Annotated in this window: 5 protein-coding genes; 2 read left to right on the top strand and 3 right to left on the bottom strand. The window is 65.2% G+C overall.

Annotated elements, in window-relative coordinates; genetic code table 11:
- Positions 1–649, top strand: a 649-nt coding sequence (locus WA702_RS04975; protein WP_425109422.1) for a DMT family transporter, incomplete at its 5' end; no start/stop codon positions are given.
- A 227-nt stretch (positions 650–876) separates the two neighbouring features.
- Complete coding sequence (locus WA702_RS04970; protein WP_425109421.1) at positions 877–2049, top strand: fumarylacetoacetate hydrolase family protein; 1173 nt, start codon at positions 877–879, stop codon at positions 2047–2049.
- A 193-nt stretch (positions 2050–2242) separates the two neighbouring features.
- Here WA702_RS04970 and WA702_RS04965 read toward each other — a convergent pair whose 3' ends face one another.
- The 3 genes from WA702_RS04965 to WA702_RS04955 form a co-directional block, all read right to left on the bottom strand.
- The gene (locus WA702_RS04965) at positions 2243–3943 is read right to left on the bottom strand and encodes a methyl-accepting chemotaxis protein (protein WP_425109420.1); all 1701 of its coding nucleotides are present in this window, start codon (positions 3941–3943) and stop codon (positions 2243–2245) included.
- A 275-nt stretch (positions 3944–4218) separates the two neighbouring features.
- On the bottom strand, positions 4219–5655 hold the full coding sequence (locus WA702_RS04960; protein ID WP_425109419.1) for a TAXI family TRAP transporter solute-binding subunit: 1437 nt from the start codon (positions 5653–5655) through the stop codon (positions 4219–4221).
- A 232-nt stretch (positions 5656–5887) separates the two neighbouring features.
- The gene (locus tag WA702_RS04955) at positions 5888–6349 is read right to left on the bottom strand and encodes an Lrp/AsnC family transcriptional regulator (protein WP_425109423.1); all 462 of its coding nucleotides are present in this window, start codon (positions 6347–6349) and stop codon (positions 5888–5890) included.
- Positions 6350–6365 lie beyond the last annotated feature (16 nt).

The raw sequence follows: 6365 nt of genomic DNA, 5'->3' as shown, positions 1-6365 counted from the left end.
GTTCATCACCGGGCTGCGCTATTTGCCGATCGCTGAGGCCTCCGCCACCAGCTTCGTTGCGCCGCTGTTCGTCACCGCGCTGTCGATCATCTTCCTGAGCGAGCAGGTCGGCATCCGGCGCTGGATCGCGACTATGGTGGGACTGACCGGCGTCATCGTGATCGTTCGGCCCGGCACCGGCGCATTCCAGCTCGCAGCCCTGCTGCCAATCGTCTCCGCCTTTGCCTGGGCCTGCACACTGGTGATGACGCGGGTGATGAGCGGGCGCGAGCACGTCGTCACCACGATGACGTGGACTGCGCTGGTCGGCGTCTGCGTGATGTCGGCGGTCGTGCCGTTCGCCTGGGTCACGCCGAGCTGGAACGAGGTCCTGATCGGGCTATTGGTCGGCGTCGCCTCGACCACGGGGCAATGGATCGTGGTGCTGGCGTTCCGCTATGCGGATGCCTCGGTATTGGCGCCGTTTTCCTATATCCAGTTGCTATGGGCTTCGGCATTCGGATTCCTGGTGTTCGGCGAGGTGCCGGATGCCTGGACCGTGGGCGGTGCCTCCCTTATCGTTGCGAGCGGGCTCTATACGGCCCATCGCGAGCGCGTCCGCCAGTCCCAGCTGCTGCTCATCGCAGCCGAGACCTCGCCGAATCCGTGAACCATTTGCGTCGTCATTCCAGGGCGAGGCCGCAGGCCTCGAACCCGGAATTCCGAAATTGGCTTGCGTTCAGTTCCACAATTTCGAGATTCCCGGTGCGCAATTGCGCACCTGAGGATTCGTCGCTCTCGCGACGCCCCGGAATGACGTGGTCGGGGTGGCTTGGATCACTCCCGTCACGATGCTAGGGCTTCTCCGACAAGAAACCTGCCCGGGAGAAAGCCGCCATGATCACACTGACCGCCAACGACGTGCTGCCGGAGGACGGCGCCAAGGGATCCCTGGTCGGCCGGGTCTGGCGGCCCGATGTCTCAGGCCCTGCCGTGGTCGCGGTGCGCAGCGACGGCGTGTTCGATGTCACGTCCGCGTTTCCGACCGTCACCGCGCTGTGCGAGCAGGACGATCCGGCCAAGGCACTGCGGGCCGCGACAGGCGAGCGGGTCGGCGATCTCGATGCCATCCTTGCCAATACGCCGCCCGATGCACGCGATCCGCGCAAGCCCTGGCTGCTGGCGCCGCTGGACCTACAGGTGCTGAAAGCGGCCGGCGTCACCTTCGCGATCTCGATGCTGGAGCGCGTGATCGAGGAGCGGGCCCGCGGCAACCCGGCCTCCGCGGAAGCGATCCGCAAGGAGGTCGTGCGCCTGGTTGGCGACGATTTCTCGAAACTCAAGCCGGGCTCGGACCAGGCGGCGCATCTGAAGCAGATGCTGGTCGAGCAGAACGCCTGGAGCCAGTATCTGGAGGTCGGCATCGGCCCCGATGCCGAGGTCTTCACCAAGGCGCCGACTCTGTCGTCGGTCGGCACCGGGATGGACGCCGGCCTGCATCCGAAATCGACCTGGAACAACCCGGAGCCCGAGGTCGTGCTGATGGTGTCGAGCGGCGGCAACATCGTCGGCGCCACGCTCGGCAACGACGTCAATCTGCGCGACTTCGAGGGCCGCTCCGCGCTGCTGCTGTCGAAGGCCAAGGACAACAACGCCTCCTGCGCCATCGGCCCGCTGCTGCGGCTGTTCGACGACACGTTCACGTTGGACGATGTCCGCAGGATGGACGTCGGGCTGACGGTGAAGGGCGCCGACGGTTTTGTGCTCGACGGCCACTCGTCGATCTCCAAGATCAGCCGCGACCCGACCGACCTGGTCGCGCAGACTGTCGGCCCCGTGCATCAATATCCGGACGGCTTTGCGCTGTTCCTCGGCACCATGTTCGCGCCGGTGAAGGACCGCGACGCGCCGGGCCAGGGGTTCACCCACAAGCGCGACGACATCGTCACGATCGCAGCCCCCCAGCTCGGCAAGCTCGTCAACCGCATGCGCAACAGCGACGAATGCGAGCCGTGGACGTTCGGCGTCAGCGCGCTGATGACGAATCTGGCGAAGCGGAAGGTGATTTGATTTCGGCCGTCATTGCGAGCGAAGCGAAGCAATCCAGGGCTGAAAAGGAAGACTGGATTGCTTCGTCGCAAGTGCTCCTCGCAATGACGGTGGAGAGAGCGGGCGCTAGACTCCAAATGAAAATGCCCGGGACTCGCGTCCCGGGCATTTTCATTTGTGATCGGGGCTTCGGCCAGCCCGAGCCCTTGGCGCGTTACGCCGCGCGGACCGTGTGCATGAAGTTCGCGACCTCGTGCTTCAGGCGGTTGCTTTCGCTGGCCAGCGACTGCGCGGCCGAGAGCACCTCGGAGGAGGCGCCGCCGGCTTCGGAGACGCCGCGCTGCACGTCGGCGATGCTGCTGGCGACCTGCGAGGTGCCGGCCGCGGCGCGCTGCACGTTGCTGGAGATGCCTTGCGTGGCCGCGCCCTGCTGCTCGACGGCGGACGAAATCGCCGCCGAGATTTCCGAGATCCGCCCGATGGTCGCACCGATCTCCTTGATCGCCGAGACCGAGTCCTGCGTCGCGGACTGAATGTCGTTGATCTGCTGGCTGATCTCGTCGGTGGCCTTCGCGGTCTGCTCGGCGAGCGACTTCACCTCGGAGGCGACCACGGCAAAGCCACGTCCGGCGTCGCCCGCGCGCGCGGCCTCGATGGTGGCGTTGAGCGCCAGCAAATTGGTCTGTCCGGCGATCGACTGGATCAGGTCGACGACGTCGCCGATCCGTCCCGCCGCCTGTGACAACTCGCTCATGCGGGCGTCGGTCCTCTGCGCCTGATCGACCGCTTCGCCGGCGATGCGGGCGGAGGATTCCACCTGGCGGGTGATCTCGTTGATTGAGGATGCCAATTGCTCGCTGGCCGCCGCGACCGAGTGCACGTTGGCGGAGGCCTCCTCCGACGCGCCGGCGGCGCGCTGGCTGACCTGCGCGACGGTCGTTGCCGTCCGGGTCAGTGTGGTCGAGGAGGCCTCGAGCTGATGCGCGGCGGTCGAGACCAAATTGACGATGTTGCCGACCTCGCGCTCGAACTGGTCCGCGAGGCGCCGCATGTCACCCTTGCGCTGTTCGCTCTGGCGCTGGTCGGCGGCCGCCTGTTCGGCACGCAGGCCGTTGGTCTCGATCATCGCATCGCGGAACACCTGGACGGTGCGTGCCATCTCGCCGATCTCGTCGGCGCGCTCGGCGCCCATGACCGGGGCGTCGAGCTCGCCGTTGCTGAGCGAGGCCATCCGCTGCTTGAGCACCGAGAGCGGCTTGACCACGCTGCGGGTGATCGCCCAGGCGACCGCCATCGACAGCAGCATCAGCAGCCCGATCACGATCGAGGCGGTGCGGACCATCGACCAGAACGAATTGTCGACCTCCGAGATGTATTCGGCGGACGCGATCATCATGTGCCAGGGCGCGAAGCCGCGGGTGAAGGCGATCTTGTCGAGCGGTGTCGGGTCGGTGTTGCTGCGCAGGAAGGTGTAGCGCAGGGTGCCTTGGCCCTTGCTTGCGATGTCCATCATGATGGACGCAAACGGCAGGCCGTTGGCGTCCTTGGCATCGCGCATGTCCTTGCCGATGAACTTGGAGACGCCCGGATTGGAGACGCACAGCCCGGTCACGTAGTCGTAGATGTAGACGTAGTTGGTGTGGTTCTCGTACCAGACATTGGCGTTGGCGGCGAAGAAGCGCTTCTTGGCCTCTTCCTCGGTCATCTCGCCGGCGGCGGCGGCGCGCTGGAAGCCGTCGGCCAGCTGCCAGACGGCGTCGACCATCGCATGGGCCTTTTCGACACGCTCGGTGACGAGCTGGTCGCGCGCGATCAGCAGAATGGTCGTGGCGACCATCGCCATGCAGATCGTGCCGATGATCGTCATCGCGGCCAGCTTGGCTGGAATGGCGCGGTTCTTCAGCAGCTTGAGCATTCTCGGGCTTCCACCTTCCAGGTGCGGGATAATGCGGTCCGCACGCATGTCATTGTTGGTTTCTGCCGTGGTTTTAAGATCGATTAGTTAAAACCGACTTTGTTTGTTAGGATTCGGCGGGTTTTTGTTAGGGGCTGCCGCGATTTGGCTGAGGTGAAGGCGGCTGCCGTCCATGACAGACGGCGCGGAATGTCTGTAAAAACACGGTCTCTGGCGACCTTCAGAAAGCGCGAACGGTATCAGGGGGGCTGGCGGGTGCGCTACACCCAATGCGCTCAACTGCTCCTGATCCTCTCGCGATCGCCGGGCGTAATCGCGACAATCGCGGCGCGCCGGTTTGCGATCGCCTCGTGAAACTGGATCAGCACCAGGTTGAAGGCGGCAAGATCGCCATCTTCGATCGCTCCGTCGTCGTGGCAGGCCAGCGTCTCGCGCAGGATAGCGTCGGCCTCGGTTTGCATCGCATCGAGCTCGTTCAACGACTTGGCGTTCCGCGCCGCGGTGATTGCGGCCAGCAGCCGGTCACGCTGTTCGGTGTTCTCCTTGCGCTCGTCGCGCTTGAGATAGTGCCGCAGCCAGGCTGCCACCGAACCCACGGCCGAGAGCAGCAGCACGGCGCCCCAGAGATAGTCGCTGTATTTGTCCAGGAAGGTGCGCTCGGTGCCGTCGATATAGGCTGCGGCGCCGGGATGGGCGGGCAGCGCGGCATCCTTATCGGTATCGGGCTTCTGGATCTTCTGCGCGCTCGGCGTGGTCCGGACGAGCAACGGCTTCACCGCGAACAGCTGACGGGTGAAGGCGCCGACCTTGTCCTCGGACAACGAGGCGGATGCGATGATGAGATGATTGATGCCGACGGTCTCGATCTTGTCGTCGGGCCGCTGCGGCGAGGTGCCGTAAGCACCGGTCGGAATCTCCTCAGATTCGTAGAGCGGATGCCGCTCGGCAATCGCCTCGGAGACGTCGATCGGGATGAATTTGGGCTCGCCGCGCTGATGCGCCGTGGCGGTGATCGCGTCCGCAATGGTCTTGTCGTTGAACGCGCCGACCATGGCGAACGCGTCGAGCGTCGTGTCCGCGATCATCTCCGCGATCTGCTTGGTGCCGAACTGCGCCATCGTGACCTTGTCCGGGTTGACGCCGGATTCCTGCAGCACGACGCGAAGCAGCGCGACGTTGACGGCGCCGGTGCCGATGACGCCGAGCTTGCGGCCGGCAAGATCGGTGATTTCCTTGACCCGCGGCGTGGCCTTCGCCCCTTTCGCGCGCGGCGCCGACCACAGCACCAGCACGTTGCGACGCAGGATCGCGACCGAGCGTGCGCTCGCCGGCAGCGCCAGATCGTCGCGCGTCACCGCGAGATCGGCTTGGCCTGATGCGAGCAGGGTGACGTTCTGAAGCTGGCCATCGGTCGCGACCGCCGTCAACCGGACGGGACTGTCCTTGCCGTCGAAGGCGGCCACCATCGTCCGCACCAGGATGTCGTCCTCGCTGCCGGCGGGGCCCACCGCGATCCGCAAGGCGACCGGCTGCAGCGCCCAGAACGCCACGGCCAGCACGACCGTCAGCAGCGACAGCAGGCTTGCCAGCCCAAGCAGCGCGGTGAAGCGCGGCCGGCGGCGCGGCGAGCGGTCGTTGGCTGGGGCAGGCGAATGCATCTGAAGTCCCGGGTAGCGCAGCTGCGACAACGTCGAGCGGACGCTCACGTTCATCGCCGCCGCTGCTTCGTCAGCTTTACTGCAGATTTGTGACGATTGCTGGGGAGGTGTTAGGCGCTTCCGGTTGAACGAGGGCCAAAGAAAAAGCTTTCGCTCCTGGATTGCTTCGGCCGTCGCAGGTCCGGCGATGGTCGACGATCTCGCACAAACAACAACTGCTGGTGGCTCTGAGTCCCGGCGCACGGGCCGGGACGACGTCGGATTTGGAGGCGCAGTGCAGCGGCCCTCACACCGGCAGTGCGGGCGAGTATTTCACCTGGCTCAGCGCAAAACTGCTCTCGATCGAGGCGATGCCGTCGAGCCGGGTCAGCTTGGTCTTCAGGAACGCTTCATAGGAGGAGAGATCGGCGGCGACGACGCGGAGCAGATAGTCGCGATTGCCCGTCATCAAATAGCACTCCATCACCTCGTCCCATTTCGAGATCGCCTTCTCGAACCGCGCGAGGTCCTCCTCCTTTTGCCGCGCCAGCTTGATGGAGATGAAGACCGAGACATGCAGCCCCAGCGCCTTCTGGTCGACGGTCGCGACGTAGCGGGTGATGACGCCGCGTTCTTCCAATAGCTTGACCCGACGGTGGCAGGGTGACACCGACAGCCCGACCTTGTCGGCGAGCTGCTGCATGGTGATGCGGCCGTCGGCCTGCAGGTAACCGAGGATCTTGCGGTCGATGGCGTCGAGGGCGGGCATTGGGATGAAATCCGGA

Source organism: Bradyrhizobium sp. (genome assembly GCF_049798375.1).
In the GTDB taxonomy this organism is placed as follows: Bacteria; Pseudomonadota; Alphaproteobacteria; order Rhizobiales; family Xanthobacteraceae; genus Bradyrhizobium.
Note: the sequence above shows the minus strand (reverse complement) of the source record. Positions and strands in the feature narration are given on the sequence as shown.

Excerpts from the sequence above, each read along its gene's own strand:
- WA702_RS04970 (WP_425109421.1), top strand. The coding sequence starts at position 877 with ATGATCACACTGACCGCCAACGACGTGCTGCCGGAGGACGGCGCCAAG.
- WA702_RS04965 (WP_425109420.1), bottom strand. The coding sequence starts at position 3,943 with ATGCTCAAGCTGCTGAAGAACCGCGCCATTCCAGCCAAGCTGGCCGCG.
- WA702_RS04960 (WP_425109419.1), bottom strand. The coding sequence starts at position 5,655 with ATGAACGTGAGCGTCCGCTCGACGTTGTCGCAGCTGCGCTACCCGGGA.
- WA702_RS04955 (WP_425109423.1), bottom strand. The coding sequence starts at position 6,349 with ATGCCCGCCCTCGACGCCATCGACCGCAAGATCCTCGGTTACCTGCAG.